Origin of the sequence: Streptomyces misionensis, assembly GCF_900104815.1 — a bacterium.
GTDB lineage: Bacteria > Actinomycetota > Actinomycetes > Streptomycetales > Streptomycetaceae > Streptomyces > Streptomyces misionensis.
Window position 1 is genome coordinate 4,284,350 of sequence record NZ_FNTD01000004.1, and the last position, 26,435, is coordinate 4,310,784.

Below are 26,435 nucleotides of genomic sequence, written 5' to 3' on the forward strand. Positions count from 1 at the left end.
GAACCACCCTTTCACTAATTGAGTAGTGAAAGGGTGGTGCAAGAGAGGGGCGGTCGTCAATACGACCGCCCCTTGTGTCCCTTACCTCATGTTTCGGTGCGGTACATCAGGTCCGTCTCGTAGGTGCCGAAGCCCAGCCGTTCGTACACCGCCACCGCGGCCGAGTTGTCCGCGTCGACGTAGAGCATCGCGGTCGGCAGGCCCTGTGCGGCGAGGTGGCGCAGGCCGATGGCGGTGAGCGCCTTGCCGAGGCCGCCGCCCTGCTCGCCGGGGCGGACCCCGAGGACGTAGACCTCGCCGAGGCCCTCCTCGGCGTGCACCTTGGTCCAGTGGAAGCCGATCAGCTCCCCGCGCCGCTCGGCGAGGAAGAACCCGGCCGGGTCGAACCACGGCTGGGCCTTGCGGTCGTCCAGGTCCCGCTGGGTCAGCGAGCCCTGCTCGGGGTGGTGGGCGAACGCGCCCGCGTTGACCGCGAGCCAGGCGCTGTCGTCCTTGCCGGGCACGAAGGTGCGCACGGTCACGCCCTCCGGCAGCCGCGGCTCGGACAGTTCGAGGTCGGTCAACGGCCGCCGCATCTGGCGCAGTTCGCGGAACAGGGTGAGGCCGAGGACCTGGGCGAGATGACGGGCGGCGGGATGTCCGCCGTGCGCCCACACCCGCAGGCGCTTGCCGGAGGCGGCGAGCAGGGCCGAGCCGAGCGCGCGGCCGTGGCCGTGCCCCCGGCGCGCGGGGTGGACGACGAGTTCGGCGGCCGGCGCCTCGACCGGGTCGGTGTCCTCCAGCTGGGCGTAACCGGCGAGTTCGCCGTCGACGGTCAGCAGCAGATGCGTGACGCCCTCGCGGGCACCCCCGCGCAGTTGCAGCCGGCCCTGCTCGGACACCGGCTGCTGCCCGTCGACCCGCGCGGCCTCGCCGAGCAGGGTGAGCACGGCCTCGGCCTGGTCCGGGGTGAGCGCGGAAAGGGTCTCGATGGAGCGGGCCGAGAAGGCCCCTACGGTGTCGTCGCTGCTCATGTGTACGAGGGTACGGGGCGGGCGGGGGCGGCGGGCGGAAGTGGCGGCGGATGCAAGGACACGGCGCCCGCGTGGGTGCCCCCGGCTGCCGCGGCCGTCCGGGCCTAACCGGCCACCTCGGCCGCGGACGTCTCCGGCGGCGGCACCGGCGCCCCCGGCAGCCGGACCGTCACCACGGTGCCGCCGCCCTCCGCCCGGGCCAAGGCGACCTCGCCGCCGGACTGTTGCACCGTACGGGCGACGATGGACAGGCCGAGGCCGGAGCCGGGCAGCGAGCGGGCGCCGGGGGAGCGCCAGAACCGGTCGAAGACGTGCGGGAGTTCGTCCTCGGGGACGCCGGGACCGTGGTCGCGGACGGTGAGCACGCCGTCGGCGAGGCGGACCTCGACGGTGCCGCCCTCGGGGCTGAACTTCACCGCGTTGTCGAGGACGTTCACCACGGCCCGCTCCAGCGCGGACGGCTCCCCGCGCACGAACCAGGGCTCCAGGTCCGCCGTGATGGTCAGCTCGGGGCCGCGCAGCCGGGCCCGGCGCAGGGCCGCCTCCACGGTGTCCTGGAAGGAGACCACCTGGACCCGCTCGCCGTGCTGGCCCTCCGACCGGGACAGCTCCTGCAAGTCCCCGATCAAGGAGGCGAGTTCGGTCATCTGCGCCTTCACCGAGGCCAGCAGCGCCTTGCGGTCCTCGGGGGGCAGCGGACGGCCCGTCTCCTCGCTGCGGGTGAGCAGTTCGATGTTGGTGCGCAGTGAGGTCAGCGGGGTGCGCAGCTCGTGCCCGGCGTCCGCGATCAGCTGCTGCTGGAGTTCCCGGGAGCCGGCCAGGGAGGCCGTCATGGAGTTGAACGACCGGGACAGCCGGGCCACCTCGTCCTCGGCCTCCTCCTCCACCGGGATGCGGATGGTCAGGTCCTCGGTGCGGGCCATGTGCTCCACGGCCTCGGTGAGCTTGTCCACCGGGCGCAGTCCGGCGCGGGCCACCGCGAGGCCCGCGGCCCCCGCGCCCAGCACGCCCACCCCGGACACCAGCAGCAGGACGAGCGCCAGGTCGTTGAGGGTCTTCTCGGTGTTCTTGAGCGGGACGCCGATCATCATCGCCGCACCGGGGTACAGCTGGGGGCCCACGTTGGTGTCGATCACCAGCGGCATGGTGAGCACCCGGACGTCGTTGCCGTTCGTGTCGGTGCCGTTGCGCAGGATGCCGTCGCCGTGGGTGACGGCGTCGCGCACCACCACCCGGTCGGCGTCGGTGGTCTTCACGGTGCCCGCGGAGTCGCTGGGGACGCAGGGCGTGCCGTCCGGCTTCACCAGCTGGGTGTACACGGTCTCGCGGGACCGCAGGACGCCGTAGGGGGAGGTGTCGGCCGGTTTCTGCGGACACGCGGAGAGCAGGTTGTACACCGTCTCCGCGGCCGGACGCGGCGCCGTTCTGCGCAGATCGTTGTCGACCTGCTCGTACAGCTTGCCCTGCACGATGAACCAGCAGGTCACGGAGACCGCCGCCACCGCGAACGCCACCGCCGCCGCGACCAGCACGGCCAGCCGGGCCCTGATCGGCAGCGAACGGTAGCGCCGCACGAGTCGGCTCACTCGGCGCCGCCCTGCCGCAGGACGTAGCCGACGCCCCGCACGGTGTGCACCAGCCGGGGCTCCCCGCCCGCCTCGGTCTTGCGCCGCAGGTACATCACGTAGACGTCGAGCGAGTTGGAGGACGGCTCGAAGTCGAAGCCCCACACCGCCTTGAGGATCTGCTCGCGGGTGAGCACCTGGCGCGGGTGCGCCATGAACATCTCCAGGAGCGTGAACTCGGTGCGGGTCAGTTCGACCTGCCGGCCGCCCCGGGTCACCTCGCGGGTCGCCAGGTTCATGCGCAGGTCGCCGAAGCTGAGGGCCTCGTCCGCCTGGGCCTGGGGCGAGACGGCCGCCGCGTAGGAGCTGCGCCGCAGCAGGGCGCGGATCCGGGCGAACAGCTCGTCCAGCTCGAAGGGCTTGACCAGGTAGTCGTCGGCGCCCGCGTCCAGGCCGGTCACCCGGTCGCCGACCGTGTCGCGGGCGGTGAGCATGAGGATCGGCAGGGTGTCCCCGCCGCCCCGGATGCGGCGGGCCGCCGTCAGACCGTCCATCCGGGGCATCTGGATGTCGAGGACGACCAGGTCCGGCTTGTACGCCGCGGCCTTCTCCAGCGCGTCCGCGCCGTCGACGGCGACCTCGGTGTCGTACCCCTCGAAGGCGAGACTGCGCTGGAGCGCCTCGCGTACGGCCGGCTCGTCGTCGACGATCAGGATGCGCTGGGTGTCACGGTCGCCTTCGGCGGGGCTCATGCTCGCGATTCCTTGTGGAGGTGGAAGGGGAGGAGGGCTGGGTTCGGGTTGTCCGTGTCCGGGTGCATTGGTTCGCTGTCTACAGCCTCCCATGGTGCCGGGCCCGGGGGCCCGGACGCCAAGGGTCAGGTGCCGAGGACCGCCAGGCTGCGCATCGCGGTCAGCCGGTGCAGCGGCACCTTGCGGCGGTGGGGGCGGTCGGCGGAGCTGCGGCGCAGGCCCATCAGCTGGGGCACTGGCGCCGGGATGATCTCCGGGGCGCGGGGGGCGGGGGCGGCCGGCGCGTGCAGTTGACGCGCGACCGCGAGGGCGAGGGAGAGGTCGGCCGGGCCACGGCCCGCTTCCTGGTGGAAAACCTGCGTGGTCATGATGTTCCTCCAGACACTGCGAGTGACGCTGTGGCGGGCCCGAGGGCCCGACCGGGTGCGCTAGTTCTGCCCGCCCGACCGCAGCTTGGCCAGGTCGGCCTTGACCGTGTTGACGGGGATCGCGAAGCCGAGGCCGATGCTGCCCGCGTCCGAGGACGAGGACTGCTGCTGGCTCGACGAGTACATCGCGGAGTTGATGCCGATGATGTTCCCGGCCGCGTCGATCAACGCGCCGCCCGAGTTGCCGGGGTTGAGGGAGGCGTCCGTCTGGATCGCCTTGTAGGTGGTGGTGGACGAGCCGGTGTCGCCGTTGAACTGGCGGCCGCCGAACTGGAACGGCCACTGACCGTCGCCGCCCGTGCCCTGCCCCTGGCTCTCGTCGGTGGGCACGGTGACGTCCCGGTCGAGCGCGGAGACGATGCCGCTGGTGACGGTGCCGGTCAGGCCCTCGGGGGAGCCGATCGCCACGACCGAGTCGCCGACCTGCACGCCCGCGGAGTTGCCGAGGTTCGCCGCCTTCAGCCCGGAGGCACCCTCCAGCTTGATCAGCGCGAGGTCCTTGGAGCGGTCGGTGCCGACGACGTCGGCGGTGTAGGCGTGGCCGTCGCTGGTGCGGACCTTGACCGACTGAGCGCCCGCGATCACGTGGTTGTTGGTGACGATCTCGCCGTTGCCGGAGATGATCACGCCGGAGCCGGTGGAGGAGCCGTTGGCGAGGGTGGCGTTGATCTCCACCACGCTCGGGCTGACCGCGGCCGCGATCGCGGCGACGTCGCCCCGCTTGCCGGCCGGCACCGCGTTGGTGCTGGTCCCGGTGGCGGTCACGGCGTCCTTGCCGGTCAGCTCCTGGAAGCCGTACGCGGTGGCGCCGCCGACCGCCGCAGCGACGATGGCGACCGCCGCGAGGAGGGCGACGGGACCGCGGGTGCGCTTCCGCGCCGGCGGCTCGGGGGCCGGCAGGGGGGCCGTCGCCGCCGGCTCGTACGGCGGCGGGGGCGGCCACTCGGGGTTCACGGGAGCGGAGTAGCCGTACTGCTGACTGTCGTACTCGTACTCGCCGCTGCGGCGGAGGCTCTCGGTCATGCAAGAAGCCTCCCCGGCGACCATGAGAGCTTCCTGAGTGCTCGCTGAGAAGCCCGGCAGAACCTCGTTTGCCCGATATAAAGAAGCATCTCGGGGCTCGGGCCCGGCTCTCACCGGCCTCTCAGACGGGCCCGTCAGGCCCCGCAGCCGCAGGAGGCGCGCACCACCAGACGGGAGGGGAACGTCTTCAGCCGCTCGCGCCGGGACCCGGCCACCCGCAGCCCGTCGTCCAGCACCAGGTCGACCGCCGCCCGGGCCATCGCCGAGCGGTCCGAGGCGACCGTGGTCAGCGGCGGGTCCGCGAACGCGGCCTCCTTGATGTCGTCGAAGCCGGCCACCGCCAGCTCCCGGGGCACGTCGATGCGCAGCTCCCGCGCGGCCCGCAGCACGCCGATCGCCTGGTCGTCGGTGGAGCAGAAGATCGCCGGGGGCCGCCGGGGCCCGGACAGGATGTCCAGCGCCACCCGGTAGGCGTCGTAGCGGTTGTACGGGGCCTCGAACAGCCGACCCTCGGTGCTCAGGCCCGCCTCCGCCATGGCCCGCTTCCAGCCCTCGACGTGGTCGGAGACCGGGTCGCCGACGGCGGGGGTGTCCGCGGTGCCGCCCATGCAGGCGACGTACGGGTGGCCGTGCTCCAGCAGGTGGCGCACGGCGAGCTGGGCGCCGCCGAGGTCGTCCGTCACCACCGCCACGTCGTCGATCGCCTCGGGGCGCTCGTGCAGCAGCACCACCCGGGCGTCCCAGGCGTCGATCTCGGCGGCGGCGAGGTCGTTCAGCGCGTGGCTGACCAGGATCAGTCCGGAGACCCGCATGCCGAGGAAGGCGCGCAGATAGTGGACCTCGCGCTCGCTGACGTAGTCGGTGTTGCCGACCAGGACCATCTTGCCGCGCTCGGAGGCGGCCTGCTCCACGGCGTGCGCCATCTCCCCGAAGAAGGGCTGGCGGGCGTCCGGGATGATCAGCCCTATGAGGTCGGTGCGCCGCGACGCCATCGCCTGGGCGACCCGGTCGGGGCGGTAGCCCAGCTCCTTGATCGCGGCGAGGACACGCTCGCGCGTTGCCGGGGCGACCGGCCGGGGTCCGTTGTTGATGACATAGCTGACGACGGCGGTGGAGGTCCCCGCCAGCCGCGCCACATCATCCCGAGTCACCTTGGCCACGCGCGGAGTCTACGCGGATTGACCCAGCTCGGGCAGGGTGTTCCGTCCGCTGGCGGGACGTCGGCCGTGCGCGGCCGACGCTTTCGTGCGCGGACTTGGCGGGAATTCGCCGGAAGGTGTGATGGATCAGGCGTCCGCGTGCACCTGGGCGTCCGCCGGGGCGGTGGATGCATCGCTGTTGTCCGCCTTCGCCCGCTTCGCCTCGGCCTTGCCCTTCTCCTCGCTCCGCTCCCCCTTCTCCGGGGTAACGAATCGGTAACCGACGTTCCGTACGGTGCCGATCAGCGACTCGTGCTCCGGGCCGAGCTTGGCCCGCAGCCGCCGTACGTGCACGTCGACCGTCCGGGTGCCGCCGAAGTAGTCGTAGCCCCACACCTCCTGGAGCAGCTGGGCCCGGGTGAAGACCCGGCCCGGGTGCTGGGCGAGGTACTTCAGCAGCTCGAACTCCTTGAAGGTGAGATCGAGGACGCGGCCCTTGAGCTTGGCGGAGTAGGTCGCCTCGTCCACGGACAGGTCGCCGTTGCGGATCTCCATGGGGGAGTCGTCGTGGGTGAGCTGCTGGCGTCCCAGGGCGAGCCGCAGCCGCGCCTCCACCTCGGCCGGCCCCGCCGTGTCGAGCAGCACGTCGTCGATGCCCCAGTCGGCGGTGACGGCGGCGAGCCCGCCCTCGGTGACCACGAGGACCAGGGGACAGCCGGGGCCGGTGGAGCGCAGCAGCTGGCACAGGCTGCGCACCTGCGGCAGGTCGCGGCGGCCGTCGACGAGGATGACGTCGGCGCCGGGGGTGTCGACCAGGGCCGGCCCCTCGGCGGGGGCCACCCGGACGTTGTGCAACAGCAGGCCGAGGGCGGGCAGGACTTCTGTCGACGGCTGGAGGGCGTTGGTCAGGAGCAGCAGAGAACTCATATATCTGGTTCCTCCTCGGTCCCTGCGAGAACTGTGCGGACGGGCACTGCTCTTGCGTTCCCGAAGGCCCCGTACACCGGCGGTCACCCGAGGATCACCGCTTCGTATACAACGCTTCCGAAAGCACAAAAGGACCCGGTGGCTACGCTGCCCGAGTCCTCTGCCCAGCAGAATAGCCCACATGAACAACCGCCCGGCAGGTCATGTGGCAGGTTCCACCGTACGTCCGGATGACGAGACAGGCAGACGGGGTCCTGTCCGGACATTTCTGCGTACGGCCGACGGAACACCGGTGGAGGCCGTGTACCAGCCGGGCCCGGACGCGCCCGGCACCGGCCCGGTCCTGGTGATCGCGCACGGCTTCACGGGTGACGTCGACCGGCCGCACGTGCGCCGCGTGGCCGCCGGGCTCGGCCGGCACGGCGCCGTCGTCACCTTCTCCTTCCGGGGCCACGGGCGCTCGGGCGGGCGCTCCACGGTCGGCGACAAGGAGGTGCTGGACCTCGCGGCGGCCGTCGAGTGGGCGCGCGGCTTCGGGCACGACCGGGTGGCGACCGTCGGCTTCTCCATGGGCGGCTCGGTGGTGCTGCGGCACGCGGCCCTGTACCCGGGCACGGTCGACGCGGTGGCCGCGATGAGCGCGCCCGCCCGCTGGTACTACCGGGGCACCGCCCCGATGCGCCGGCTGCACTGGCTGGTCACCCGCCCGACGGGCCGCCTGGTCGGCCGCTACGGCCTGCGCACCCGCATCCACCACCGCGACTGGGACCCGGTGCCGCTCTCCCCGGTGGAGGCGGTCCCCCGGATCGCCCCGGCCCCCCTGCTCATCGTCCACGGCGACCGCGACGGCTACTTCCCGCTCGACCACCCGCGCATGCTCGCCGAGGCCTCCGGCGGTCACGCCGAACTCTGGCTGGAGCCGGGCATGGGCCACGCGGAGCACGCGGCGGACGACGCCCTGGTGGACCGCATCGGGGACTGGGCCGCCCGCCGGTCCGGCTAGCCTGACCCTGTACTTACTGACATTCCCCAGCCGTTCGACGGCCGTGAAGGCCCGTCGACCGCCGTCGATTGAGGAACCAGATGCCCAAGGTCACGGTGCGCTACTGGGCCGCCGCCAAGGCCGCGGCCGGAGTCGCCGAGGAGCCGTACGACGCGGCGACGCTCGCCGACGCGCTGACCGCGGTGCGCGAGCGGCACCCCGGTGAACTCACCCGCGTGCTCCAGCGCTGCTCCTTCCTGATCGACGGCGACCCCGTCGGCACGCGCGCGCATGAGACGGTACGGCTGGCCGAGGGCGGCACGGTCGAGGTGCTCCCGCCGTTCGCAGGAGGGTGAGCCGATGAGCGACCAGCCGTACCAGGGCGGCCCGTACCAGGGCTACGACCCGCACCAGCAGCACCCCCAGTGGCCGGGGCACCCCTCCGCCCAGGGCGGTTACGACCCCGACGACACCCAGCACTGGCAGGGCCAGACCTGGGAGACCCAGACGCACGCGCCGGTCCAGCCGGTGCGGGCGGCGGAGGAGACGGCGTACCTGCCGCCGGTGGGGGAGTCGCAGGGCGGCCGGCAGTACCAGCAGCCGTACCCGCAGCAACAGCAATATCCGCAGCCGCAGTACCAGCAGCAGCCGTACCCGCAGCAGGGTTTCCAGCAGCAGGACGTGCAGCACGACCGGTTCGCGGGCTCGTACGGCGGCGGGGTGCCGCAGGGGCAGCCGCAGCCGGTGGCCCAGCCCCAGCCGCAGCCGATGGCGCACTCGGGCGCGCAGCCGATGGCCCAGCCGCAGCCGCAGCCGCAGCCGGTGGCGGAGGCCGCGCCCGCGCCCGCTCCCGTGGCCGCCGGGGTGGCCGCTCCCGCTGCCGGTGCCTCCGAGGACGGGCCCGCCTACGGTCCCGCCACCCTCGCCGGCAACGCCCGGATCACCGACGCGCAGCGGGCGCGGCTGGAGGGCCGTTCGCCGATCATCGAGCCCGGCATGCAGCCGGCGCTGCTCACGGCTGTGCTGGGGCTGCTGCTCGCGGGTGCGGCCGGACTCGGTACGTTCGCGCTCGTGGTCCCGCTGGTGGTGCTCCAGGCGGTGACGGCGGCGGGCTGGTTCCGGCTGAACGGCATGTGGCCGGCCCGGCAGGGCATCGCGCTGGCGTTCCTGGGCGGTCTGGTCGCGGACGCGGCGGTGCTGGCCGCGGGCCGCGGCGACGCCCCGGCGGCGATCCTCGGCACGCTCGGCGTGTGGGTCCTGCTCTCCCTGGTCCTCCAGCTCCGCTCGCACGCCTCGCCGGACGAGCGGATGTACGGCCTGATGGCGACCGTCGCCTCGGCGGCGCTGGCGATCGTGGCCACCGGCTACCTGGGCGCCGACCCGCACGCGGCCTCCGTGGGCGCGGCGGCGGTGGCGGTCGCCGCGCTGGCCCGCGCGCTGCCGCTGCCGACCCCCGTCTCGATCGTGGTCTCTCTGCTCGCCGCGGCGGGCGCGGGCATCGCGGTGGGCGGCATGACGGGCTTCGGCACCAAGGGCGCCCTGCTCGGCGCGCTGGCCGCCGCCTGCGCCCTGATCGGCCACCGCGTCGCGAGCTACGACTACCCCTCCCGCTTCGTCCACTTCACCGCGGGCGTCGCCCTGCCGCTGTCGGCGGCGGCCCCGGTGGTGTGGGCGCTGGGCAGGGTGCTCGGCTAGGACTTGTCCGGGTGTGATCAAGTTCGTAGCCGGATGACCAGGGTTGCCGCTGTGGCGGTGCCGAGGAAGACGTACCCGCGTTTGTCGTAGCGGGTCTCGACTGCCCGGGACCGCTTCAGGCGGTTGATCGTTCGTCCGACCATGTTGTGTTTCTTGTAGCGGACTTCGTCGATGCCGGGCGGCCGTCTGCGGCGTGCCCTTGCGCAGGCGGGTTGCTCACCGGCAGGAACCGCCGCAGCCGTTCCCACTCGGCAGTCCAAGACGATCCACGCGGCCAGGTGGAGCAGGCGGGTGGCGGTCAGGTGACCGATTCCCACGCCGCGAGCATTGGTAGGTTCCGGGCGGTGGACGAGTCCGGTTCGGCGGTGTAGATGACGAGCCGCTGGTCGGGGTCGCGAGGCTTCTCGACGGATTCGATCCCGAACTCCAGCAGTCCGGCCAGGGGGTGGGCGATCCGCTTGCCCACCGACGTACGGTCAGTTACGCCGCGGTCGTTCCACCAGCGTGCCACGTCCGGGTCGGCGGCGCTCAACTCGGCGATCAGCGCGGCAAGGCGCCGGTCACCGGGGTGCCGGCCGGCCTCGTACCGCATCGCGCCGACTGCCGGCGCGGCGAAATCAGCCCAGTTCACGATGCGTTCGCGGGCGAGGGGGTCGAGGAAGAGCCAGCGCAGGAAGGAAGAACGGGGTTCCATCGGCGCACCGAGCACCGCGGTGAGTAGCGTGTTGCGGGCCAGGACCACGCCGCGGCGGCCGAGCAGCAGACCCGGCACATCGAGGTTGTCCAGCACCCGCAGCAGGCCGGGGTCCGCCCGCTGCGCCGCGCTGTCATCACGTGGGGGGCGCCGGACCGGGGCGGCGAGGTGGCGTAGGTGTTCGCGCTCCACGCTGTCGAGTCCGAGCGCCCGCGACAGCGCCTCCAGAACGTCCTCGCTGATCGTGGGCTGCCGACCCTGCTCGATACGGCTGTAGTGGTCCGAGCTGAGCCCCGCGAGCACGGCAAGCTCCTCGCGGCGCAGTCCGGGAACCCGCCGCGGCCCGGGGAACGGCTCGATCCCCGCTTGTGACGGGGTCAGGCTGTCCCGCCGTGAACGGAGGAAGGCCCCAAGGGCCGCACGGTCCGCTGCCATGCCCACGAGCATAGAGAGTGTCTCTATCGCCTGCCTGGTCATACCGTGACCAGGCAATGCCCGCACTGGTACCCCTCCCGGTACCGGTGTTGCCTGGCGGGCATGACCCAGACACTCACCGGCCGCACGGCCCTCGTCACCGGATCGACCAGCGGCATCGGCGCCGCCACCGCGCACCGCCTCGCTGCCGAAGGCGCGAGGGTCCTCGTCACCGGCCGCGACACCGCTCGCGGCGAGACCGTGGTGGAGGAGATCCGCGACAACGGCGGCGACGCGCTGTTCATTGCCTCCGACCTCACCGCCACTCCGGACGCCCTGCGCGCGTTCGCCCGGGAAGCCACCGACGCCATGGGTGGCATCATCGACCTGCTGGTGCACAACGCCGCGGTGTGTCCGGCCGTGGACACCATCGCCCTGTCCGACGCGGATCTTGAGCGGACGCTCGCTGTCAACATCCGCGCCCCCCACGTCCTCACCGCCGCGCTGGCACCCGCGATGACGGAGCGAGGCCGCGGCGCGATCGTCGTGGTGGGCTCGTGGATGGCGGGGGTCGGACACGCCTTCGTCGGCCTCTACTCCGCATCGAAAGCCGCTGAAGCACAGCTCGCCCGGAGCTGGGCGGCCGAGTTCGGGCCGCGCGGCGTCCGCGTCAACACCGTCGCGCCCGGCGCCACCCGGACGCCGATCAACGACGATTCAGCCGACGTCATCCGCCGCATGACCGAAAACCTGCCCGCCGGACGCGCGGGCACGCCGGACGACATCGCGGCTGCTGTCGCGTGGCTGGCCTCGGACCAGGCGGCGTACGTGCACGGTGCCACGATCGCGGTCGATGGTGGTATCACCGCCACCCGCGCGAGCTGACGAACCGCCGGCCTCGTCGTCCTCCGAGCAGGCGAACTCTCCTGCCCCGCGCAATACGGCGTCCGCGGTGGCCGGCACGCCGTGAAGGAAGACCGGCGGGAAGCATGGGACGGACCCGCCCGCAGTCTCCGTACCGGCCTGCTCCTAGCTAGGCGGCCGTCAACGCACCAGCTCGATCAGCCGGCCGACCGCTTCGGCGAGCGGCCGGCCCACCGTGCCGACGGCGGCCGCGATCTGCGCGAGCGAGGCCAGCATGAGGCCGCGCTCGCGCAGGGCACCGCGGTCGGGGACCAGTTCGGGCAGGGCCTCGTCCACGGTGCGGGCCTGGTCCTCGGTGAGGTGCTGGTGCAGGCCCCGCAGGTGGCGGGTGAGTTCCTCGACGGCGGCGCGGAGTTCGGCGTCGGGGGCGGCGCCGTAGGCGGTGCCGTGGTTGAAGCCGATGTTGCCCTGACCGCCGTGCAGGTTGGCCACGGGCCCGTAGTTGTTGGTCGTTCCGTCGCTCACAGCTTGAACCCCGTGTTCCCCCGGCCGCCGGTCATGTTGACGACCGGCCCGTAGTTGTTGGTGCTGTTGCTGTGGTACTGGTGCACGATCGTCGCGAACTCGGCTTCCGGGTTGTTGATCGCGTTCACGATCTGCCCGGCGATGCGCCGCAGCTCGTCCAGGCTCGGCAGGGTGACGGCCAGCTGGGCCCCGCCGGCCGTCTCGACGGCGAGGACCGGCTTCCCCCGGGTGAAGAGGTCCCGGCAGAAGAAGCAGACGAGGGCGATCAGGAGGACGAGCAGGGGACCGCCGAGGCGTGCGTCGCCCCCGCTCCCGGCCTGGGCCGCGGCCCCGATCACGACGATGACCAACAGCCACATCAGGAGGCGGCCGGCGGCCGACCACCGGTCGGGTTTGGCGAGGTGGGGGTTGACCAGGGTGATGTTGCGCAACGGAACGGCCGCCTCTCCGATCCACAGCATGCGCCCGCGAACACCGAGGACGACGTTCTCGTCTTCGTCGAGCGCCGGCGGAGGCGCGGGCGGTACGGGCGGTACGGGCGGTGCATCGGGCGTCGGCGGTGTGCCGTTGTCGTCCGGAAAGCTCATGTGTCCCCCTGGGCCGGCTGCCGTCGTGCATGAGCGTGTAGCGGGAGAACCGTGTGTGCCGCACGGTCCGGCTCCCTAGTGTGGGGGCGCCTTCATACCAAGGGAACCCAAAGGGACGGTCCAGGACTCGTACGCCGGGTCGTCCAGCCATGCCTGTTGCCCGTGGGCGTCGACGCTGAGACCGAAGCGGGAAACGCCCGGCGACCCCCGGTTCTTCCACCACAGGTAGGCATCGGTCACCTCGTCCCACAGCCGTCGGCGCCCCGACTGCCACACCACGGCGTCCCGTTGTCCCTCGCGGAACAGTACGCACGCCCAAGACATGTCCGTGAGGCTGTAGAACCAGACTGGCCGGGCCCCTTCCCGTTTGTCCGCGACGGCCTGTCGGCACCCGGGCACGCGGAGGCCGAGGACGAAGGGCAGGTCCGTGAGGCGGCCGGTGACGAACTCCTCCTCCGTCAGTGAGGTCGTGCCCCTGTCCGCATCGTTCAGCGGGCCGGCCGACAGATAGGCGTCGTGGTCGATCACGCGGCCACGCTGGGAGCGGAGCTTCATGAACTCCACGGGACGGGTGAAGGGGCCGACGGCCGTCTCGCCCTGGACCGTCAGACGTGCCACGGCGTCCGCGTTGCCGTAGGCCGTGCCCCATGGCACGAGGATCACCCCGCCGGGCCGTGTCTGCCTGATCCAGGCCGGGGGGATGCGGCGGACGCCGACCGTCGCGAGGACGCGGTCGTACGGCGCCCCGGCGGCGTGACCCTCGAATCCGTCACCCACGACCACCTGCGGGTGCAGACCTTGTCGGCACAACCGCTCCCGAGCCGCCGCGGACACGGCGCGGTCCACGTCGACGGTCGTCACCTTGCCGCGCCCGAGGCGGTGGGTGAGCGCACCGGCCGTCTCGCCGGTGCCCGTGCCCACGTCCAGGACGCGCATGCCCTCCTCGATCGTCAGGTCCCGGAGCAGGCCGTAGACCACGGACGGCATGGACGAGGAACTCGTGGAGAGTTTGCCCGGCTCCGTCCCGCGGTGCGCGCCGTCGTCCCACTGGGTGACGATGGGAACGTTGTCGTCGGCCGCCGCGTACCAGGCGTCCGGGTCCTTCCGCTTGTCGACGGTGGCGCTTCCGCCGGTCGTCATGTCGTAGGGCCACATGAGGTCGGGGAGAAACGCGGCCCGGTCGACGGCCGCGAACGTCGGTGCCCAGTCCGAGGTCAGCACACCGGTTTCCATGAGGTACCGCCCCAGCTCCTTGCGGCCGGGGCGGTCCATGAGCGGGGCGTCGTACTTCACTTACGGTGCTTCCCGTCCCCCTCCGGGCTGCCGCCGTCCGGGCTCGGTGGTTCCTGCGGCGGGTTCCACGGCTGGCCGGGGAGGTTGTCGTCTCCCTTGGCGTACAGATCGATGCGTACCCTCATCGCCCGCTCTCCTTGCGTTCGCTGCGGATTGCCGTGTTCAACACGGTAGGAGGGAGGGAAGTCCGACTTCCATGCGATTGCACAAGGTTGCACGTACATCATCGAAGCCGTTCCGCCGCGGCTTCGATCAGTGCGCGAGCCTTGGTTCCGTACACGGCCAGCTCGGCCAGTTCCGCGAACGTGTCGGCGTACATGGCCACTTCGCTGGGCTGCGTGATCGTGAGGTAGCCGGACACCAGCTCGACGTTGACCTGTGCCGCGTCGTAGATCCAGAAGCCTTCGACCGGCCAGCGCTCCCTGTCCGGTCGCTGGGGGACGACACCCAGGCTGACGTTGGGGCGTGAGGCCACGGCGACGAGGTGTTCAAGCTGCCCGGTCATGACGTCGGCGCCGCCGATTCCGGACCGCAGCACGGACTCCTCGACGAGAAAGGCGAAGCGACGATCGCCTTCGCGCAGCACGCGTTGACGCTCCATGCGGGCGGCCACCGCTTCGGTCACGTCGTCCACGAGGCCCCGTCGCCGCTGGATCGCCCGGAGTGCCGCTGTGGTGTACGGCATCGTCTGGATCATGCCGGGAACAAGCCATGAGGAGTACGACCGGAATCGGCGGGTCCGCTGATAGAGAGGCAGACGAGCCTGCTGTGCCCGCGCCAGCCCGGACCGCTCCATGCGCCGCCAGGCCACCCACATGCCTTCGGCCGTACGCAGCGACGCGATCAGGTCTTCCGTCTGCTCCTCCGCTGCGCAGGCCCGGCACCAGGCTCGGATGTCGTCGGCGGAGGGTGGGGTGCGGGCGTTCATGATCCGCGACGACTTCGACCGGCTCCAGCCGCAGCGATCCGCGAGTTCGGCCCCGGTCAGGCCGGCGTCCCGGCACAGATCCGTAAGGCGTCGCGCGAGGGCTTGGCGGGCCTGTTGGGCGCTGGAAGACGGAGAGACGGTCATGGCGTGGAATGTCAGACGGGCCGGTACTCCCGGTGGGGGATCGCCCGTTCCCATGCCGCCTCGTACGCCTTCGTGTACTGAGCGGCCAATGCGGAGTCGTGGCAGACCTCCATGCGCGGGCCGGTCCACTGGCCGTCGCCGCTGAAGTGATGGAGGATCACGGTCTCCTCGTCCATGACCCATCCGTCCAGGGCAGGCAGAAGCAGATCACGCGCCTGTGACCGCGGCAACCAGCGCACGTCCTCGCCGGCCTCGACATTCGTGAACGTGCCGTCGTACTCGTACCGGACGTAGTCGCTCAGCGGCTCGGAGACCACGCGCAGCCGTCGCATGACCACCCCTCGGGCCGTGGCGTCGGCCACCACGTCCAGCCACGGGCGCCACCAGGACCGGCGGTCGGCCGGGTCGTACCGGTGCCCCTGCTGCCAGCGGATGAACTCGGGGTCGTCCAGCATGTAGCTGTCTCGCATCTCCAGGTGCATCGCCGATTGCTGCGCCTTGGCGAGGGCTTCACGTACCGCTGTTGCCACTGTTGCCGTCCTTGCGGTCGAATCCGCGCGCCGCCTCCGGGCCTGCCGGCCTGGGAATGAACTGGAGCATGTTGGCGGGAAGGCGAATCACGGTTTCATGCGGAGGAACGTCCGTCGAGTGTCCGGGCACCGAGCCGACCTCTTGTGCTTCCCGGATGGTCGCTTCATCGGCCTTCCAGGACTGGATGATCAGATCGCCTGTGGTGTCGTCCAGCCAGATGGTGGGCGAACCGTCATCCGGGGTGTTGGGCCAGATCCCGAGGAACTTCAGAGCCATCGCGTGCTCCTGCCGCAGAGTGGATCCCGCAGATGCCCAGGACCATCGCTCTTGGCCTGACTACGTGTCAAGAGCGACGGTTCGCCTGTACCGCACTGACGAAGGCCGCCCAGGCGGGGGCGGTGAAGAGGAGGGGGGTCCGGGTGGTGTCCTTGCTGTCGCGGACCGGGACGAGGGAGGGCAGGTTGTCGGAGACCTCGACGCAGTTGCCGCCGTCCGTGTTGCTGTAGCTGCTCTTGCGCCACGTCAGAGTGCTCAGGACGATGACTCGCATGGCGTTTCCTCCAGGGGCGGGGGGTGGTTACGACGCCGACTTGATCCCGTGCACGAAGGCCGCCCAGGCGGGGGCGGTGAAGAGGAGGGGGGTGCGGGTGGTGTCCTTGCTGTCGCGGACGGGGACGAGGGAGGGCAGGCTGTCGGAGACCTCCAGGCACTGGCCGCCGTCCTGGTTGCTGTAGCTGCTCTTGCGCCACGTCAGAGTGCTCAGGTCGATGACTCGCATGGCGTTTCCTCCAGCATCCGCTTGATGAACTCCCGCGATTCACCCGGAGACAGGGCCAAATCGCGTACACGATCGTATCGGAGCTGAAGGGCCTCAACTGCTGCTGATTCCTGGACGAGTTCGCCTGAGTAGCCCGTCTCGATCCAGGCCACGGTCCGGCCTCCAGCGTCTCGCAGGAACATGGCGTCGGTGTTCGTCAGCCCATGTAGGCCAGCTGACAATGGCAGTACCTGGATGACGATGTTGGAGCACTCTTCCATCACCAGAAGATGGCTCAATTGCGCACGCCACGCACTCGAATCGTGGAGCGGGCTGCGCAGCACGGTCTCAGAGAGGATTGTGCGGAACTGCGGAGCGCCGTCCGCGAGCAGTAGTTCGCGGCGTCCCATGCGAGCCGCCACCTGTGCGTCCAGCTCCGCCCCGCTCAAACCGCCTTGCCTCAGCAACTCTTCCGCGTACTGGGGGGTTTGCAGAACGCCAGGGAGATTCGAGGCGGCGTAATGCCACATGCTGACAGCCTCGGCCTCCAACCTCATGTACAGCCGATACCGCTCCCTGAACTGTGGAGGGTCGGCCATCGCCAGCTCCCACAGCGTCAGCAGCTTGTCGATGGTGGCGTAGAACGTGTCCAGGGCCATCACGACCTCCGGCCCCCCGAGCGTCTGGCCCTTCTCCATCTTGCCGAAGAGGGACGCGTCCCAGCCCACCGCGTCGGCCAGTGCCCGCAGGGACAGGCCCTTCCTGGTGCGCAGTAACCGCAGTTCCTCGGCGAAACGAGCCCTCGGCTCCTGGCTGCGACCCGTGATCGCTCGTCGTTGCGGCACCGCGCCCTCCCCGGCTGTCGAATTTACGGCAGGTGGCCCGTACGTGCTGGCAGGTGGGGCCGATCCGTGCGTTTCCGCCTCCGCGCTGGGCCATTCTCGTATCAGCCCAGGAGCACGCAGAGTAGTGCAACTAGCGCAATACGTATAGAACTTGGAGCAAAGGAGCAAACATGACGGGAACGGATCCGGCCACCCCCGAGGCCGGGCACACCCTCTACGACCGCGCACGCCTCAGCGCCGAGGTGCGGATCGCCAACGAGCGCGCCGTGGCCATGCCGCCGGACCCCGAGGACCTGAGCCGGCCGCCCCGCCCGGTGCCCGGCTGCTCGACGTGCCTGACGCTCGCGGAGCGGCGCGCGGCGGCGCGGTCGGAGTACGACCGCAGCGCGGAGACGGACGCGAACGTGCTGCTGCGCAAGCACCTGCGGCAGGAGCACCGCGGATGACCCGGCGCCCCGCACCCGAGACGGACCGCGCCCCGCTCAGCCCGGGATACGCGATCCCCCCGCCGCTGTTCCCGGCGACGCCGGTGCCGCGTCCGCCGGAGCCGTCGGCGCCGGCTCCCGCCCCGGTCGCCGTACCGCCGCGGCACCGCCGTGCCCGCGGGTTCGACGGCGCGTTCGTGAGCGGCGTACTGACGCTGTTCAGCCTGGCGAGCCTGCTGGTGGCGATCGCCGTCGTGGCGGTCTGAGCGGGCCGGGCTACGCTTCCCGCATGGCGAAGAAGCTCGTGATCAAGGTGACGGCAGGGGCCGATGCCCCGGAGCGCTGCTCGCAGGCGTTCACGGTGGCGGCGGTGGCCGTGGCCAGTGGAGTGGACGTCTCGCTGTGGCTGACCGGGGAGTCGTCGTGGTTCGCGCTGCCCGGCCGGGCCGCCGAGTTCGAGCTGCCGCACGCGGCCCCGCTGCCCGACCTGCTCGACTCCCTCCTCGCGGCCGGCCGCGTCACGCTGTGCACCCAGTGCGCGGCCCGGCGGGAGATCACCGAGAAGGACGTGATCGAGGGCGTCCGCATCGCGGGCGCGCAGGTCTTCGTCCAGGAGGCACTGGCGGACGACACCCAGGCGCTCGTCTACTGAGCCCGTTAGCGGCGCGGGCGCTTCTTGCCGTCCAGCTCGTCCCACCACTCGTCGGACTCGGGATCGCCGGACGGGTCGTCCCACCAACGGTCCTCCGGCCCCCGCCGGTTGGCGATCATCGCCGCGACCGGCGGGATCACCATGGCCACGATGCACATGCCGACGGCCGCCGGGACGGACCAGATACGCACGCCCCCCCACGCCAGGACGAAGAGGCCCACACAGACCCCCATCATGGCGAAGTACACGTGACGTCGCCGTGCGTACATGTCTCCAGGGTAGGACCGAGCGGCGGGTTCAGCGCCATGGCGGAGGGCGCTGGTCGGCGGGAACGGCGTGCGTGGAAGCGCGGCTCGGCGGGCGACACGACGGTGGCCGCTGCGGCGCCTGTCACAACTGATCGACAATCCTCCGTGCCCCCGCCCGCGCGGCGTTACCGTGGCGTAGCCGTGCCACGCCGACCCGGGGGAACCACCACATGCGCGCCCTGCGAATACTGCTGATCCTCGTCGTCGTCCTGGGCGGGCTGTTCGTGATCGTGGACCGGGTGGCGGTGCACTTCGCCCAGGGCCAGGCGGCGGACAAGCTCAAGGCGAACGAGAACCTGGCGTCGACGCCGGACGTGCACATCAAGGGCTTCCCGTTCCTCACCCAGGTCGCCGGCGGCTCCCTGGACGACGTCGAGGTCGGCATCAAGAGCTACGACGCGGCCACCGGCGACGCCGGCAAGACGATCCGCATCGACGACCTGAAGGCCGACATGAAGGGCGTCTCCTTCTCCGGCGACTACAGTTCGGCCACCGCCTCCAGCGCCACCGGCACCGCCACCATCTCCTACGACGAGCTGCTGAAGACGGCCAAGCCCGAGCCGACCGAGATCCTGCCCGGGGTCAACGCCCAGGTCGTCAGCCTCGCCGACGGCGGCAACGGGAAGATCAAGGTGACGGCCAAGGTGAGCGGCACCGTCGCGGGCGCCATCCCCGTCAACCGCACCGTCTCCGTCCTCAGCACCGTCAGCGTCGTCCACGACAAGGTCGAGGTGCACGCCGACTCGCTGCCCGCCGTCACCGGTCTCTCGGTCGCCGAGGACCGGGTCCGCACGATCACCGACTTCCAGCAGGCCATCGACCGGCTGCCCGGCGGCATCAAGCTGGACAAGGTGGAGGCCGCCCAGGACGGCGTGCGGATCACCGTGCGGGGTTCGGACGTCAAGCTGGCGGGGTAGGGAGCCCGGGGACCCGGACATCCCGCCCGGACGCCGTTCGTCCGAGGGGCGAGACGGTGATGTCCGTTCCGTAGATGCGAGGACGCGACGCGAGCGCCCGGAGGCCGCCGGCCGGCCACCCGGGCGCTTTTTCGTTCCGTCATTCGGACGATCGCGTCTCGCCATACGACATGCCGGTGACACGCGCGCCCCGACGTCCCTACGATCGGCACCATGAAGCGACAGGCGGATCTCACGAAGCGGCGGGCAGTCGACCTGTGCCGCGTTGCCGCCATGCTCTGTCGCCCCTTCTGAGCGGAACGTCCGAGACTTCCGCGTCTTCACCCCGCCCTGCTGGGCACCCGTGCGCCGCCCGCACCCCGGGCGCGCCCCTTCGTACCCGCACGCCCCGCCGTAACTGCCCCGGAGGAGAAAGAGCATGAGTCGCAGCGACGTCCTGGTCGACGCCGACTGGCTGCAGGAGCACCTGGACGACCCGACCATCGCGATCGTCGAGGTGGACGAGGACACGTCCGCCTACGAGAAGAACCACATCAAGAACGCGATCCGCATCGACTGGACCAAGGACCTCCAGGACCCGGTGCGCCGTGACTTCATCGACCAGGCGGGCTTCGAGAAGCTCCTGTCGGAGAAGGGCATCGGCAACGACCACACGGTGATCCTCTACGGCGGCAACAACAACTGGTTCGCCTCGTACGCCTACTGGTACTTCAAGCTGTACGGCCACGAGAGCGTCAAGCTCCTCGACGGCGGCCGCAAGAAGTGGGAGCTGGACGCCCGCGAGCTGGTCGCCGGCGACGAGGTGCCCGAGCGCGCCAGGACCGAGTACAAGGCCAAGCCGCAGGACGCCTCGATCCGCGCCTTCCGCGACGACGTCGTGGCGGCCATCGGCACCCAGAACCTGGTCGACGTCCGCTCGCCCGACGAGTTCTCCGGCAAGCTGCTCGCCCCGGCCCACCTGCCGCAGGAGCAGTCCCAGCGCCCCGGCCACGTGCCGAGCGCCCGGAACATCCCGTGGTCCAAGAACGCCAACGACGACGGCACGTTCAAGTCGGACGAGGAGCTGAAGGAGCTCTACGCCGCCGAGAACGTGGACCTCGCCAAGGACACGATCGCCTACTGCCGCATCGGTGAGCGCTCGGCCCTGACCTGGTTCGTGCTGCACGAGCTGCTCGGCGTGGAGAACGTCAAGAACTACGACGGCTCCTGGACCGAGTACGGCTCCCTCGTCGGTGTGCCGATCGAGCTCGGCGCCAACAAGTAAGCGACCCCAAGCGACCTCTGGAGAAACAGCATGTGCGGAGCGAAGGCCGGCGGCCCCGACGCCTCGGCGATCAAGCCCGGTGAGACCACCATCCAGGGCCAGGTGACCCGTGACGGCGAGCCGGTGACGGGCTACGTCCGTCTGCTCGACTCGACCGGTGAGTTCACCGCGGAGGTTCCGACCTCGGCGACCGGTCAGTTCCGCTTCTACGCGGCCGAGGGCACGTGGACCGTCCGCGCGCTGGTGCCCGGCGGCACCGCCGACCGCACGGTCGTCGCGCAGCAGGGCGGGCTCGCGGAGGTCGCCATCGCCGTCTGACCGGCAGCACGCGGAAGGGCCGTACCCCTGGGTTGGACGCCAGGTGGGGTGCGGCCCTTCGGCATGTCCGGAACACCGCGTGCTTCCCCGAATCGTGACCTCGCCCCCTACAACTACATGCACATGTCACGGGTCTGCTGTGCGTGCGCGGATCTTCGAGTCCGTGCCCGTACAAGGAGGGGGTTGCCGTGGAAGACCTGGAATCGCCGGCACCGCGGGCCGGAGCGGCCGAGGCGGAGACGGAGGCGGGGGAGGCGGACAGACCCGCGGCCCCGGTACGGCGGCGTGGCCGTACCGCCGGACTGATCGCCGGGGCCGCCGCGCTCGGGATCGTCGCCGGGGTGTGTACCGGGTACGTCGTACAGGCCGGGCGGCCGCCCACGAGGCTGCCGTCGCTGTCCCAGCCGGTGCTGCGGCAGGGCAAGGGTGACGTCCCGCTGCTCACGGCCGCCGAGGACCGGCAGGTCAAGACGGACGGCGACCTGCGCGAACTGCTGCTGCCGAAGCCGCGCGGCGCCCGGGACGACGGCACCGGCGACGACGGCTGGATGGATCTGGTCGAGTACGCCACGAACAGCGAGCACCCCGGCGCCGCCTTCCGCTACGACCTCCAGAGCCAGTTCCGGCGCGCGGCCGTCACCGGCTGGGAGACCGGTGCCACGTACGCCGTCGAGATCCGGCTCGTCCAGTACCACCAGGACCAGGAGGCGGGCGCGCGCGAGCACGTGAAGGACCAGGAGGCATGGGTCGGGTCCAAGCAGGACACCGACAGCTGGCCGGTCCCCGGCGCGGGGGACGGGATGGCGTACGTGCACGACCGGCCGCGGACCAGGCCCGGATACCTGCCGATGTACGAGGCCGAGGCCTACGCCTCGCGCGGCGACATCGTCATGGAGATGTGGATCACCGACTCCAAGCCGGTGTCCAAGGAGAAGATCATGGATCTGGCGAAGCGGCAGGTGGGCCGGCTGTGAGCAGAGCGAAGGGCAGGATCGTCGGGGCCGGGCTGCTGGCCGCCGCGGTCGTCGCCGGGGCCGGCTTCACCGCCGTCACCGTCGCCGGCGCCGACCGGGACCCCGGCAGACCCGTCTGGAAGTTCCCCCCGGCGGCCGCCGCCAAGGACACCGGCGGGGGGAAGGCCACCGGGCTCTCCGGCCTGCTGCTGCCCTACGAGGAGGGGCCGGTCGGATACACGCGAGGGCCGGACATCGGCCAGTACGGCTCCGACGTCTCGCTCACCGGGCGCCAGGCCACCGCCCTGCGCAAGCAGGCGATCCAGGGCCTGCCGCCGGACACCCGGCGGCGGATGGACGAGCTGATCGACAAGCAGCACATCAGCGGCATGGCCATGCGCAGCTACTCGAACGTCGACTCCAGCGACGACGACGGGGAGCACGCCCTGACCATCGACGTCCAGCTGGTCCGGATGGACGGCGGCGGCTCGGTGCACGACCACGACGTCGCCCTCGCCCGGGCGCTGGCCTCCGCCCTGCACTTCCGCAAGGGGCCCGCGATCAAGGGTCACAAGGACGCCGCGTGCTTCCTGACGCCCAAGGACGACGGCGAGAAGTTCGACCAGATGTTCTGCTCCGCCTACCAGGGCGGCGTCCTGGTCAGCGTCGACGCCGCGGGACCCCGTCCCGCCCAGACCAACGCCCTCGCCCTGTTCATCGGGCGCCAGCTCGACCGCATCAAGGAACCGGGGAAGGCCGTATGAGCGAGCGGAACGCCATGGCGGCCACGGAGGCCGCGGAGGCCATGGAAACCACGGAGGCCGCGGAGGCGATGGAAGCCACGGAGGCCGCGGGGGCCACCGAGACCGCAGAGGCCGCGGAGACCTCCGCCGAGGGGACCACCGGGGAGCAGCCCCCGGCCCGACGCCACCCCCGCCCGCTGCGCGGAGCGCTCCGCTGGGCCGCCGCCCTCGCCGTCTTCGCGGTGTTCGGGGCGTCCACCGCGTACGGCGTCACCCGGCTGGAACGCACCGACGTGCCCGGCCTCGCCACCGCGAAGGACGGCCGCTGGGACTACCCGGAGCTGGTCCGCCCGCCGCTGCCGGCCGGCAGCCCGGCCCCCTTCGCCCCCTCGAACAAGGCCGCCGCCCACTACGCCGACCTGCGCGCACTGCTGCTGCCCGAGCCGCGGGGCGCCACGGCGGACAGGACGCTCGCCGCCAGGCACGGCTGGGTGAAGACCGGGACCTTCCTCGACGAGTACGCCCTCCAGGACGACCGGGACCTGCTCGCCGGGGTGTTCCGGGACCGGGGCCTGCGGCACATCGCCGCCCGCGGCTGGACCACGCCGGACGGCACCCGCACCCGGATCTACCTGCTCCAGTTCGACACCGGGGTGACCGCCGGGGAGGTGCAGCAGGAGGAGTTCGCCGGGTACGACCAGGCCCCGCGCACCCTGCGCGGGGCACCCCGCTCCGTGCTCGACGACACCTTCCCGGAGCAGGCGCAGGTGCCGAACGTGACGCACTACGCGTACGACGAACCGCGGCCGTACGGCACCGCGCACGTGCGGCAGGCGTACCTCCTGGCGGGGGACGTGATCGGGCTCGTGGTGCAGTCCCGCGAGGGCGGCGCCGAGGCCGTGCCGTTCCAGCAGACCGTCGTGCTCCAGGAGCAGCTGCTCGGCTGAGGCCGACCTCGGAAAGAGAGCCGGCGCCCGGCCGCGTAAGCTGGGCTCCGGCTCTGTCGTATGCCCACCCTCGCTCAAGGAGCACCCGTGGAGATCTTCTTCGAAACCCTGCTGGTCCTGGTCTGCGTCGGCGTGCTCGCCTTCGCCTACCTGACCGTGAAGAAGCTGTACCAGGGCCAGCGCTGACCCTCCCACCAGGAAAGCTCCGCTCATGATCGAGATCCCGTCCGACCTGCACAAGGACCTCGTCCCGCTCGCCTTCCTCCTCGGCAACTGGGCCGGTGCGGGCGTGCACGACTTCCCCGGCTCGCAGAAGTGCAACTTCGGGCAGGAGGTCACCTTCAGCCACGACGGCCGGGACTTCCTGGAGTACCACTCCCACACCTGGGTCCTGGACAACGACGGCAACAAGGTCCGCCCGCTGGAGTCGGAGTCCGGCTTCTGGCGGATCGACGCCGACCGCAAGGTCGAGGTCACGATGACCCGTGACGACGGCACCATCGAGATCTGGTACGGCGAGATGGCCGACAAGAAGCCCCAGATCGACCTGGTGACGGACGCCGTCGCCCGGACCGCCGCCGCCCGGCCGTACACCGGCGGCAAGCGGCTCTACGGCTACGTCAAGAGCGACCTCATGTGGGTCGGCGAGAAGCAGACCCCCGAGGTCGAGCTGCGCCCCTACATGTCCGCCCACCTGAAGAAGGTCGTCACCCCCGAAGAGGTCGAACGCTGGGCCAAGGCCCTCCCGGACGACATGCCGGACGACGGCATCGCCTTCTTCAAGTAGGCCCCGCGAGCCCGGCCTGACCCAGGCGAGAGGCCCTAGACTCGTCGGTGTGGTGAGCACCGACTGGAAGAGCGACCTCAGGCAGCGCGGTTACCGGCTGACGCCGCAACGGCAGCTTGTCCTCGAAGCCGTGGACACCCTTGAGCACGCGACCCCCGACGACATCCTCGTGGAAGTGAGGAAGACGGCGTCGGGGGTCAACATTTCCACCGTGTACCGCACGCTGGAGCTGCTGGAGGAGCTGGGCCTGGTCAGCCACGCCCATCTGGGGCACGGCGCGCCGACGTACCACCTCGCCGACCGGCACCACCATCTGCACCTGGTGTGCCGGGACTGCGAGAACGTCATCGAGGCCGATGTGAGCGTGGCCGCGGAGTTCACCGACAAACTGCGGCGGCAGTTCGGGTTCGACACCGACATGAAGCACTTCGCGATCTTCGGTCGCTGCAAGGACTGTTCGCCGAAGGGCCCGTCCGCCACGTCGTAGGCTTGCTCATATGAAGAGCCCCCTGCTGTCCCTGCCCGGCGCCGTCCCCGCCGAGGGCGTGGACGAAGGTGTCGCCGCCCACTACGGCGACCTGTTCCGCGAGCAGCGTGCCCTCGCCGACGGCACCGGATTCGTCGATCTCTCCCACCGCGGTGTCATCACCGTCACCGGCGAGGACCGGCTGTCCTGGCTGCACCTGCTGCTCACCCAGCACGTCAGCGAACTGCCCGCCGGCCAGGCCACCGAGGCGCTGATCCTGTCCGCGCACGGACACATCGAGCACGCGCTCTACCTGGTGGACGACGGCACCACGGTCTGGGCGCACGTCGAGCCGGGCACGCGCGAGGCGCTGGTCGCCTACCTGGAGTCGATGAAGTTCTTCTACCGGGTCGACGTCGCCGACCGCACCGCCGACTTCGCGGTGGTCCACCTGCCGGCCGGGTCCATCGCGCAGGCGCCCGAGGGCGTCGTCGTACGCGAGACGGCGTACGGCCGTGACCTCTTCCTGCCGCGCGAGGAGCTGGAGTCCTTCGCGGCCACGCACGGGCCCGCGGCGGGGCTGCTCGCGCACGAGGCGCTGCGGGTGGAGCAGCACCGGCCCCGGCTCGGCTTCGAGACCGACCACCGCACGATCCCGCACGAGCTGGGCTGGATCGGAACGGCGGTGCACCTCCAGAAGGGCTGCTACCGGGGGCAGGAGACCGTCGCCCGGGTCCAGAACCTGGGCAAGCCGCCGCGCCGCCTGGTCTTCCTGCACCTCGACGGCAGCGAGGTCCACCTCCCGGCGCCGGGCACCGAACTCCGCCTCGCGGACGAGGGCCCCGACGGCCGCAAGGTCGGCTTCGTGACGACGTCGGTGCGCCACCACGAGCTGGGTCCGGTGGCGCTCGCGCTGGTGAAGCGGAACGTGCCGGTGGACGCGCGGCTCCTGGCCGGAGAGACGGCGGCGGCGCAGGAGACCGTGGTCGAGCCGTAGCGCCGCGGGGCGGGGCCGGGCGCCCGGCCGCGGCGCCGGGAGCGACCGGCGCGCGGCCCGCCCCGGCCGGCCGCGCTACATCTCCAGCAGCACCGTGAACGGCCCGTCGTTCGTGAGCGAGACCCGCATCTGCGCTCCGAACCGCCCGGTCGCCACCGTCGCGCCGAGCGCCCGCAGCTGTGCCACCACTTCCTCCACCAGCGGCTCCGCCACATCGCCCGGCGCGGCGGCGTTCCACGTGGGGCGGCGGCCCTTGCGGGCGTCGCCGTACAGGGTGAACTGGCTGATGACCAGCAGGGGAGCGTCGGCATCGCTGCACGAGCGCTCCCCGGTCAGCATCCGGATCGACCAGAGCTTGCGGGCCAGCTGCGCCGCCTTCTCCTTGGTGTCGTCGTGGGTCACGCCGACGAGCACGCACAGGCCCTCGCCCTCGATCGCGCCCACCGTCTCGCCGTTCACGACGACGCTCGCGCCGTCCACTCTCTGCACCACCGCACGCATGCGGACCATGATGCCGGGTCGGTGCGGGAGGGGCACAGGCGGATGCTTATG

General features: G+C 71.4%; 38 protein-coding genes. 17 read left to right on the forward strand and 21 right to left on the reverse strand.

Annotated features, from left to right (window positions below; all coding sequences use genetic code 11):
- Positions 1 to 86 precede the first annotated feature (86 nt).
- The 7 genes from mshD to BLW85_RS21090 all read right to left on the reverse strand — a co-directional run bounded on the left by mshD (position 87) and on the right by BLW85_RS21090 (position 6,847).
- Positions 87 to 1,013: a mycothiol synthase gene (mshD, locus tag BLW85_RS21060; RefSeq protein ID WP_070025131.1), complete on the reverse strand. Its 927-nt coding sequence runs from the start codon at positions 1,011 to 1,013 to the stop codon at positions 87 to 89.
- A gap of 104 nt (positions 1,014 to 1,117) precedes the next feature.
- Complete coding sequence (locus BLW85_RS21065; protein WP_070025132.1) at positions 1,118 to 2,599, reverse strand: HAMP domain-containing sensor histidine kinase; 1,482 nt, start codon at positions 2,597 to 2,599, stop codon at positions 1,118 to 1,120.
- Positions 2,596 to 3,330, reverse strand: a complete 735-nt coding sequence (locus BLW85_RS21070; protein ID WP_070025133.1) for a response regulator transcription factor — start codon at positions 3,328 to 3,330, stop codon at positions 2,596 to 2,598. Before BLW85_RS21070 ends, BLW85_RS21065 begins: the two co-directional genes overlap by 4 nt.
- Positions 3,331 to 3,455: 125 nt before the next feature.
- A complete protein-coding gene (locus BLW85_RS21075; protein WP_070025134.1) occupies positions 3,456 to 3,698 on the reverse strand; it encodes a hypothetical protein in 243 nt (80 codons plus the stop codon).
- Positions 3,699 to 3,758: 60 nt separating this feature from the next.
- Positions 3,759 to 4,781, reverse strand: coding sequence for a S1C family serine protease (locus tag BLW85_RS21080; RefSeq protein ID WP_070025135.1), 1,023 nt, complete (start codon positions 4,779 to 4,781; stop codon positions 3,759 to 3,761).
- A 134-nt stretch (positions 4,782 to 4,915) separates the two neighbouring features.
- Positions 4,916 to 5,941, reverse strand: coding sequence for a LacI family DNA-binding transcriptional regulator (locus tag BLW85_RS21085; RefSeq protein ID WP_071828760.1), 1,026 nt, complete (start codon positions 5,939 to 5,941; stop codon positions 4,916 to 4,918).
- Between the two features lie 126 nt (positions 5,942 to 6,067).
- Positions 6,068 to 6,847, reverse strand: a complete 780-nt coding sequence (locus BLW85_RS21090; protein ID WP_074992848.1) for a response regulator transcription factor — start codon at positions 6,845 to 6,847, stop codon at positions 6,068 to 6,070.
- Positions 6,848 to 7,028: 181 nt separating this feature from the next.
- Here BLW85_RS21090 and BLW85_RS21095 point away from each other — a divergent pair, with 181 nt between their 5' ends.
- The 3 genes from BLW85_RS21095 to BLW85_RS21105 all read left to right on the forward strand — a co-directional run bounded on the left by BLW85_RS21095 (position 7,029) and on the right by BLW85_RS21105 (position 9,524).
- Positions 7,029 to 7,850: an alpha/beta hydrolase family protein gene (locus BLW85_RS21095; protein WP_079172381.1), complete on the forward strand. Its 822-nt coding sequence runs from the start codon at positions 7,029 to 7,031 to the stop codon at positions 7,848 to 7,850.
- Between the two features lie 80 nt (positions 7,851 to 7,930).
- On the forward strand, positions 7,931 to 8,185 hold the full coding sequence (locus BLW85_RS21100) for a MoaD/ThiS family protein (RefSeq protein WP_074992850.1): 255 nt from the start codon (positions 7,931 to 7,933) through the stop codon (positions 8,183 to 8,185).
- Positions 8,186 to 8,189: 4 nt separating this feature from the next.
- Positions 8,190 to 9,524, forward strand: coding sequence for a hypothetical protein (locus tag BLW85_RS21105; RefSeq protein WP_074992851.1), 1,335 nt, complete (start codon positions 8,190 to 8,192; stop codon positions 9,522 to 9,524).
- A gap of 17 nt (positions 9,525 to 9,541) precedes the next feature.
- Here BLW85_RS21105 and BLW85_RS40920 read toward each other — a convergent pair whose 3' ends face one another.
- Complete coding sequence (locus BLW85_RS40920; RefSeq protein WP_143060457.1) at positions 9,542 to 9,841, reverse strand: hypothetical protein; 300 nt, start codon at positions 9,839 to 9,841, stop codon at positions 9,542 to 9,544.
- Positions 9,823 to 10,653 carry a helix-turn-helix transcriptional regulator gene (locus BLW85_RS21110; protein WP_074996151.1) on the reverse strand — a complete coding sequence of 277 codons (831 nt, stop codon included), beginning with the start codon at positions 10,651 to 10,653 and terminating at the stop codon, positions 9,823 to 9,825. The genes BLW85_RS40920 and BLW85_RS21110 overlap by 19 nt, the downstream gene beginning before the upstream one ends.
- Positions 10,654 to 10,755: 102 nt before the next feature.
- On the opposite strand from BLW85_RS21110, the gene BLW85_RS21115 reads away from it, so the two are divergent.
- Positions 10,756 to 11,517, forward strand: a complete 762-nt coding sequence (locus BLW85_RS21115) for an SDR family NAD(P)-dependent oxidoreductase (RefSeq protein ID WP_074992852.1) — start codon at positions 10,756 to 10,758, stop codon at positions 11,515 to 11,517.
- Between the two features lie 159 nt (positions 11,518 to 11,676).
- Here the strand turns inward: BLW85_RS21115 and BLW85_RS21120 are convergent, their stop codons facing one another.
- The 10 genes from BLW85_RS21120 to BLW85_RS21160 form a co-directional block, all read right to left on the reverse strand.
- The gene (locus BLW85_RS21120) at positions 11,677 to 12,021 is read right to left on the reverse strand and encodes a hypothetical protein (protein ID WP_074992853.1); all 345 of its coding nucleotides are present in this window, start codon (positions 12,019 to 12,021) and stop codon (positions 11,677 to 11,679) included.
- Positions 12,018 to 12,608, reverse strand: coding sequence for a DUF6232 family protein (locus BLW85_RS21125; protein ID WP_244174894.1), 591 nt, complete (start codon positions 12,606 to 12,608; stop codon positions 12,018 to 12,020). Before BLW85_RS21125 ends, BLW85_RS21120 begins: the two co-directional genes overlap by 4 nt.
- A gap of 75 nt (positions 12,609 to 12,683) precedes the next feature.
- Positions 12,684 to 13,901, reverse strand: coding sequence for a methyltransferase domain-containing protein (locus tag BLW85_RS21130; RefSeq protein WP_425275341.1), 1,218 nt, complete (start codon positions 13,899 to 13,901; stop codon positions 12,684 to 12,686).
- On the reverse strand, positions 13,898 to 14,026 hold the full coding sequence (locus BLW85_RS40610; protein ID WP_279628612.1) for a hypothetical protein: 129 nt from the start codon (positions 14,024 to 14,026) through the stop codon (positions 13,898 to 13,900). The genes BLW85_RS21130 and BLW85_RS40610 overlap by 4 nt, the downstream gene beginning before the upstream one ends.
- Positions 14,027 to 14,124: 98 nt before the next feature.
- Complete coding sequence (locus BLW85_RS21135; RefSeq protein ID WP_074992855.1) at positions 14,125 to 14,973, reverse strand: helix-turn-helix domain-containing protein; 849 nt, start codon at positions 14,971 to 14,973, stop codon at positions 14,125 to 14,127.
- Positions 14,974 to 14,984: 11 nt separating this feature from the next.
- On the reverse strand, positions 14,985 to 15,503 hold the full coding sequence (locus BLW85_RS21140) for a DUF6879 family protein (RefSeq protein ID WP_341867946.1): 519 nt from the start codon (positions 15,501 to 15,503) through the stop codon (positions 14,985 to 14,987).
- Complete coding sequence (locus BLW85_RS21145; protein ID WP_074992857.1) at positions 15,484 to 15,780, reverse strand: hypothetical protein; 297 nt, start codon at positions 15,778 to 15,780, stop codon at positions 15,484 to 15,486. Before BLW85_RS21145 ends, BLW85_RS21140 begins: the two co-directional genes overlap by 20 nt.
- 67 nt (positions 15,781 to 15,847) lie before the next feature.
- On the reverse strand, positions 15,848 to 16,054 hold the full coding sequence (locus tag BLW85_RS21150) for a DUF397 domain-containing protein (protein ID WP_074992858.1): 207 nt from the start codon (positions 16,052 to 16,054) through the stop codon (positions 15,848 to 15,850).
- A 27-nt stretch (positions 16,055 to 16,081) separates the two neighbouring features.
- Positions 16,082 to 16,282 carry a DUF397 domain-containing protein gene (locus BLW85_RS21155; RefSeq protein ID WP_074992859.1) on the reverse strand — a complete coding sequence of 67 codons (201 nt, stop codon included), beginning with the start codon at positions 16,280 to 16,282 and terminating at the stop codon, positions 16,082 to 16,084.
- Positions 16,264 to 17,106 (reverse strand): helix-turn-helix domain-containing protein, encoded by an 843-nt coding sequence (locus tag BLW85_RS21160; RefSeq protein WP_074992860.1) that lies wholly within the window; start codon positions 17,104 to 17,106, stop codon positions 16,264 to 16,266. The genes BLW85_RS21155 and BLW85_RS21160 overlap by 19 nt, the downstream gene beginning before the upstream one ends.
- Positions 17,107 to 17,276: 170 nt before the next feature.
- Between BLW85_RS21160 and BLW85_RS38470 the strand changes: the two genes are divergently transcribed.
- From BLW85_RS38470 to BLW85_RS21175, 3 genes are read left to right on the forward strand one after another with little or no spacing between them, the layout of a single operon-like run.
- On the forward strand, positions 17,277 to 17,552 hold the full coding sequence (locus BLW85_RS38470; protein ID WP_070025144.1) for a hypothetical protein: 276 nt from the start codon (positions 17,277 to 17,279) through the stop codon (positions 17,550 to 17,552).
- The gene (locus tag BLW85_RS21170) at positions 17,549 to 17,797 is read left to right on the forward strand and encodes a hypothetical protein (RefSeq protein WP_074992861.1); all 249 of its coding nucleotides are present in this window, start codon (positions 17,549 to 17,551) and stop codon (positions 17,795 to 17,797) included. The genes BLW85_RS38470 and BLW85_RS21170 overlap by 4 nt, the downstream gene beginning before the upstream one ends.
- Positions 17,798 to 17,820: 23 nt before the next feature.
- Positions 17,821 to 18,183, forward strand: a complete 363-nt coding sequence (locus BLW85_RS21175) for a DsrE family protein (protein ID WP_074992862.1) — start codon at positions 17,821 to 17,823, stop codon at positions 18,181 to 18,183.
- Between the two features lie 5 nt (positions 18,184 to 18,188).
- Here BLW85_RS21175 and BLW85_RS21180 read toward each other — a convergent pair whose 3' ends face one another.
- Positions 18,189 to 18,584, reverse strand: coding sequence for a DUF3099 domain-containing protein (locus tag BLW85_RS21180; RefSeq protein WP_425275364.1), 396 nt, complete (start codon positions 18,582 to 18,584; stop codon positions 18,189 to 18,191).
- Between the two features lie 77 nt (positions 18,585 to 18,661).
- Here BLW85_RS21180 and BLW85_RS21185 point away from each other — a divergent pair, with 77 nt between their 5' ends.
- The 10 genes from BLW85_RS21185 to ygfZ all read left to right on the forward strand — a co-directional run bounded on the left by BLW85_RS21185 (position 18,662) and on the right by ygfZ (position 25,883).
- A complete protein-coding gene (locus BLW85_RS21185) occupies positions 18,662 to 19,408 on the forward strand; it encodes an LmeA family phospholipid-binding protein (protein ID WP_070025148.1) in 747 nt (248 codons plus the stop codon).
- A gap of 213 nt (positions 19,409 to 19,621) precedes the next feature.
- The gene (locus tag BLW85_RS40925; protein WP_350751515.1) at positions 19,622 to 19,702 is read left to right on the forward strand and encodes an Ms5788A family Cys-rich leader peptide; all 81 of its coding nucleotides are present in this window, start codon (positions 19,622 to 19,624) and stop codon (positions 19,700 to 19,702) included.
- A gap of 124 nt (positions 19,703 to 19,826) precedes the next feature.
- Positions 19,827 to 20,672, forward strand: coding sequence for a sulfurtransferase (locus BLW85_RS21195; protein ID WP_074992864.1), 846 nt, complete (start codon positions 19,827 to 19,829; stop codon positions 20,670 to 20,672).
- Between the two features lie 30 nt (positions 20,673 to 20,702).
- Positions 20,703 to 20,990, forward strand: coding sequence for a DUF1416 domain-containing protein (locus BLW85_RS21200; protein ID WP_070025150.1), 288 nt, complete (start codon positions 20,703 to 20,705; stop codon positions 20,988 to 20,990).
- A 188-nt stretch (positions 20,991 to 21,178) separates the two neighbouring features.
- A complete protein-coding gene (locus BLW85_RS21205; RefSeq protein WP_239697823.1) occupies positions 21,179 to 21,964 on the forward strand; it encodes a hypothetical protein in 786 nt (261 codons plus the stop codon).
- Positions 21,961 to 22,707, forward strand: a complete 747-nt coding sequence (locus BLW85_RS21210) for a hypothetical protein (protein WP_079172382.1) — start codon at positions 21,961 to 21,963, stop codon at positions 22,705 to 22,707. Before BLW85_RS21205 ends, BLW85_RS21210 begins: the two co-directional genes overlap by 4 nt.
- Positions 22,704 to 23,633 (forward strand): hypothetical protein, encoded by a 930-nt coding sequence (locus tag BLW85_RS21215; protein ID WP_244174895.1) that lies wholly within the window; start codon positions 22,704 to 22,706, stop codon positions 23,631 to 23,633. Before BLW85_RS21210 ends, BLW85_RS21215 begins: the two co-directional genes overlap by 4 nt.
- A 211-nt stretch (positions 23,634 to 23,844) precedes the next feature.
- The gene (locus BLW85_RS21220; RefSeq protein WP_070025151.1) at positions 23,845 to 24,420 is read left to right on the forward strand and encodes a heme-binding beta-barrel domain-containing protein; all 576 of its coding nucleotides are present in this window, start codon (positions 23,845 to 23,847) and stop codon (positions 24,418 to 24,420) included.
- Between the two features lie 49 nt (positions 24,421 to 24,469).
- On the forward strand, positions 24,470 to 24,907 hold the full coding sequence (locus BLW85_RS21225; protein ID WP_070025152.1) for a Fur family transcriptional regulator: 438 nt from the start codon (positions 24,470 to 24,472) through the stop codon (positions 24,905 to 24,907).
- A gap of 10 nt (positions 24,908 to 24,917) precedes the next feature.
- Positions 24,918 to 25,883, forward strand: coding sequence for a CAF17-like 4Fe-4S cluster assembly/insertion protein YgfZ (ygfZ, locus tag BLW85_RS21230; RefSeq protein ID WP_074992865.1), 966 nt, complete (start codon positions 24,918 to 24,920; stop codon positions 25,881 to 25,883).
- Between the two features lie 75 nt (positions 25,884 to 25,958).
- On the opposite strand, the gene dtd is transcribed toward ygfZ, so the two are convergent.
- Complete coding sequence (gene dtd, locus BLW85_RS21235; protein ID WP_070025160.1) at positions 25,959 to 26,384, reverse strand: D-aminoacyl-tRNA deacylase; 426 nt, start codon at positions 26,382 to 26,384, stop codon at positions 25,959 to 25,961.
- Between the last annotated feature and the right edge of the window lie 51 nt (positions 26,385 to 26,435).